The sequence below is a fragment of the Xenorhabdus griffiniae genome (genome assembly GCF_015163655.1).
In the GTDB taxonomy this organism is placed as follows: Bacteria; Pseudomonadota; Gammaproteobacteria; order Enterobacterales; family Enterobacteriaceae; genus Xenorhabdus; species Xenorhabdus griffiniae.
Genome location: NZ_JADEUF010000183.1, coordinates 1 through 3908, shown reverse-complemented (window position 1 = coordinate 3908; position 3908 = coordinate 1). Strand labels below are relative to the sequence as shown.

General features: G+C 34.2%; 3 protein-coding genes and 1 pseudogene. All 4 read left to right on the top strand.

Features of this window, described 5'->3' with window-relative positions; all coding sequences use genetic code 11:
* Positions 1–283: 283 nt before the first annotated feature.
* A pseudogene (locus IQ211_RS18215) lies at positions 284–850 on the top strand (tyrosine-type DNA invertase); the annotation flags it as partial.
* A 586-nt stretch (positions 851–1436) separates the two neighbouring features.
* The gene (locus IQ211_RS18210; protein WP_189759522.1) at positions 1437–1610 is read left to right on the top strand and encodes a hypothetical protein; all 174 of its coding nucleotides are present in this window, start codon (positions 1437–1439) and stop codon (positions 1608–1610) included.
* Positions 1607–2422: a DUF4123 domain-containing protein gene (locus tag IQ211_RS18205; RefSeq protein WP_189759521.1), complete on the top strand. Its 816-nt coding sequence runs from the start codon at positions 1607–1609 to the stop codon at positions 2420–2422. The genes IQ211_RS18210 and IQ211_RS18205 overlap by 4 nt, the downstream gene beginning before the upstream one ends.
* 5 nt (positions 2423–2427) lie before the next feature.
* Positions 2428–3908: hypothetical protein (locus tag IQ211_RS18200; RefSeq protein WP_193836440.1), on the top strand; the 1481-nt coding region annotated here is incomplete at its 3' end.

The following is a 3908-nucleotide window of genomic DNA, read 5'->3' as shown; positions in this document are numbered from 1 at the left end:
GTTGTAAAGTTCAATAGAGTTGTTTTTATATATGGAATTCTATTTATGAATACCTCATTCTGGGTATCAGAATCACATAGTACGTATTTATACGATTCCAATTAGCATTTTCATTAAAAATAAGACAAAAATAAGCAGCAATTTTTTATTTGCGCTATTCCAATTAAATCAATCTGGTATTTAGCTAATCATGTTTAAAAAACACTAATGTTTTGTTGTATTCGATTAACTTAAATACCTTGCCATTCACAATTTATCTCTCTGATTTCATAGGAATAATAATTTCATGAAACAACGTAAGTTTTTAACCCGATACGAAATAGACGCAATTTTGGCAGCAACAAAACAAGGACGTCACGCAGAGCGTGATTATTGCATGCTGTTAATGTGTTTCATTCACGGCTTTAGGGTAAGTGAGTTATGTAATCTATGCCTATCTGATCTCGATTTGAACTCAGCAATCATTCATATCAGACGGTTAAAAGGTGGGCTTTCAACCACACATCCTTTAATTCCAGAAGAAATTGATGCGTTAAATAAGTGGCTAGATATCCGCCAAAAATGGCGCGAAGCCGATTCACCGTGGGTATTTCTTTCTCAAAAATCAGGTCCTGTTTCACGCCAGCAAGTTTATGGTTTATTAAAACGCTATGGAAAGCAGGCGTCTGTCAGTGTTTCTCCACATCCGCATATGTTAAGGCACGCTTGTGGTTATGCATTAGCTGATCTCGGTCGCGATACCCGCTTGATCCAAGACTATCTTGGACACCGTAATATTTCACATACTGTCATTTACACCGCCAGTAATGTGAAACGTTTTTCCAGAATTTGGGAGTCTCACTCTAAATAATTGTGTTATTTTTTCTGCTGTTTTCACTAACATGCACTGTTATTGCAACAATCTCCACTAATTAATTTGTGGAGATTGCCGGCAGATAGAATGGACAATGCCATGAATATCGAAGATAAATGATTATTGTATACACATGACAAACTTAATTTGTAAATGAATATTATTTTTACTGTTTTTTATTTGTTAATAAATATAAGTTTATTTTAAAAAAAGCCTAAATCTAACAGGCAAATATATAAATCTTTATTTAAATTTGAGCAGCGAATTTATATGAACAATTTCACTGCTCAATAAGAAATATTAATCTACAGACAGGAGGTGAATCACCTGCCTTTGGATAAGGCCGTATGAAAACCCCGTTATCGATGTGAAGACCCAGTGAGGTAATTTACTGATTTTACTATTTTACTTAAGAAGAGAAGTTAATCACAAATTTGCTGATGTACTTTTATTCATAGTTGTATGTATAAATAATTCTATTATATTCTGTTTGTCTCTGTATTAAAAATAATCATATATTATTTTATCATCAAATTATTTTTACCATTCTGACGATAACTGAGGATTTATACACCGATAGCTCATGAATAAAATGACTCAACGATTTGCTCGCTCAGGTTTAGTGTTTACGCTCATTACCGAACATTTACCTGAACAAGCCCTTGCTGTTCCCGCCATTTTGCTTGCAGCGGCAAGCGAAGGTTCAATGTTCGTCGCCCTGTGCCGCCCCATGAAAGGGAAGGAGAAGCAGGAATGATTCAGGAAAAACTGTACGCCATTATTGATGGCGCGGCAGAACCCGATTTGTTTTTAGCGTTGGAACGTTACGATCCGCCATCCACTTGCCTTTACGGAGAACCTCTTCAACCAGAACTGGTTAACATTGTGCCTTATCTGGTGCAGGTGACGGAAGAAGTCAAAATCTGGCTGGAATGTCGCAAATCCCCGTGGGGAATTTTCGTTCACAGTGCAGCAGACATGAAAACCGTGCGCCAACATTTACGAAAATACCTGCAAGTATTGCTTCCCCAACAAGAAAAACCGGTCTTTTTCCGTTTTTATGATCCACGTAATATCTGGGATTTTCTCGGTGTGCTAAGTGACTGGGAAGTACATTGTTTTTTGGGGCCAATCACGCGGATCACAACACGTTACCTTGAAGAAGAACGCACAGATAACTTTGTAAAAATCAGAAAACCTTTTCCCGATAATGCTAAGGGGAAATACAAAATTTTCAAAATCAGTGAAGAGCAGTATGAACTGATAGAAATAAAGAAAAAAGAGCAGTATTTACAAAAGCTTGATTCCATTTTGCTATCTGAATTAGCAGAACTAAGAATAAGTATCAGCATCAACAACTCATTACCCTTCTTAGCTTTTTTCTATGATTACCTTATGTCTGAGAAAATAACAGATACTCGCTCTATAGAAGGCATTCTTAAAAAAGTGATCAGAGAAGACAATTTTGACATTGATAACTTTGATAAATCAATTCTGACCAACCTTACTGATGATGGGACTCCTGGCTGGTATAGAGCCAATCAGTTCATTTACAATATTAAGGAGTAATAGGAATGGATACTGTCGTTGGAATTAATGCAGGAAAAGCTTGTGCAACATGTGATACTCCACCGTCTTGCACTCATAAATATGAGATAAAAGGGGAAAAAGAAACTTATATTAATTTCCCTGAAAAACACAAGACGTTCGAAATCATTAATATTATTTCAGACAAAAGAGAGCATACACTCACTTCAAAATTAACGCCTATTAGATGTATAAGTGGAAAACCCAATTGTCCCAGCACGCATATATATTCACACGAAAGTCAAGAGAAGTTTGAACTTGGCCCTAGTCATAAAAGTTCAACTTATACTATTAGGAGTAATGCAAAATTACCTGAAGCAAAACTACCAGGAATAGATATTTGGGATAGGATTGAAGATCTATTTAAATCATGGAATAATAGTATAGGGAAAATAAAGTATTATTCTCAAACTACTGATTGTTCAGGGCTAGTACAAAGCACACAAATTAATGTATATCCCCAATATACGTTGTCCGCCTCTTTCGAAATTAATTTTGAAAATAATGTAAAAGATCATTATGTCGCAAAACGCTCTGATTTTACAAAAGAAGATGTAAAAAAACTAAAAAAAGAATTAGGAGTAAAAAAATGGAGTGACATCAATAAATATGTTAACGAAAGGAAATCAACTCTTGAATTCAAATCAGAAATTAAATTTTTTGACGAAAAATATCCTTATAATTTTATTTTAGGTGAACTCAATGAAAATATATGGAATAACAAAAATTCAGTAACTCAAAAAATCAGAAGATTATTAGATAAAGTTATAAACAGTATATTAAAGAAAGCTGGCGGTTCTTTTGGCATTAAAGATGCGTTATTAAACGGACCTAATATTTCAGCAAAAGGTAAAAAAGAGCTGATTATAGTTAACTCAAGACCTGATTTTGAGTATGAATGGAATTTATTATTTTCACCTCTCATAGGATTAACAATTACTCTCGATATTATTAATGTGATAATTGCTATATTTGCCACTCCAGTCACAGGAGATAAATGGAGAAGCTTTAGAACATCAATGGAAGATCAAATGGATAAACTTAAGGATCACAAAAATAGAGTAGTAGCAGGAGGCCTTCCTTATGCTGATCTAATTATATCTGGTGAAATACTAAACACAGGAGTTTCTGTATTAAGAAAAGAGCAAAAAATGAATGTCATTGGAAAAACAGGAAGTAGTTTAGGATTGGCAATAAAAATAGGATTTGATACTGGCGCTAGAGTTTTTTTTGTTGAGGGAATGCTTAGTACATACGGTGGTGGAACAGCAAAGATTTCTTTTGATCTTATATGTGATTCTACAGGAATAGGGATTTCTTTTTCTCATGAAGGAATAAAACTAATTTTCAAACTAGATTTTAAAGCAGGTTTTTCAAAAGAAGTTAGTAATAAATCCATTAGTCAATCAAGAGGAAGAGGAAAAAAACAAGGAAAAGGTACTAGTGAAAAAATGACACCTATTAATGA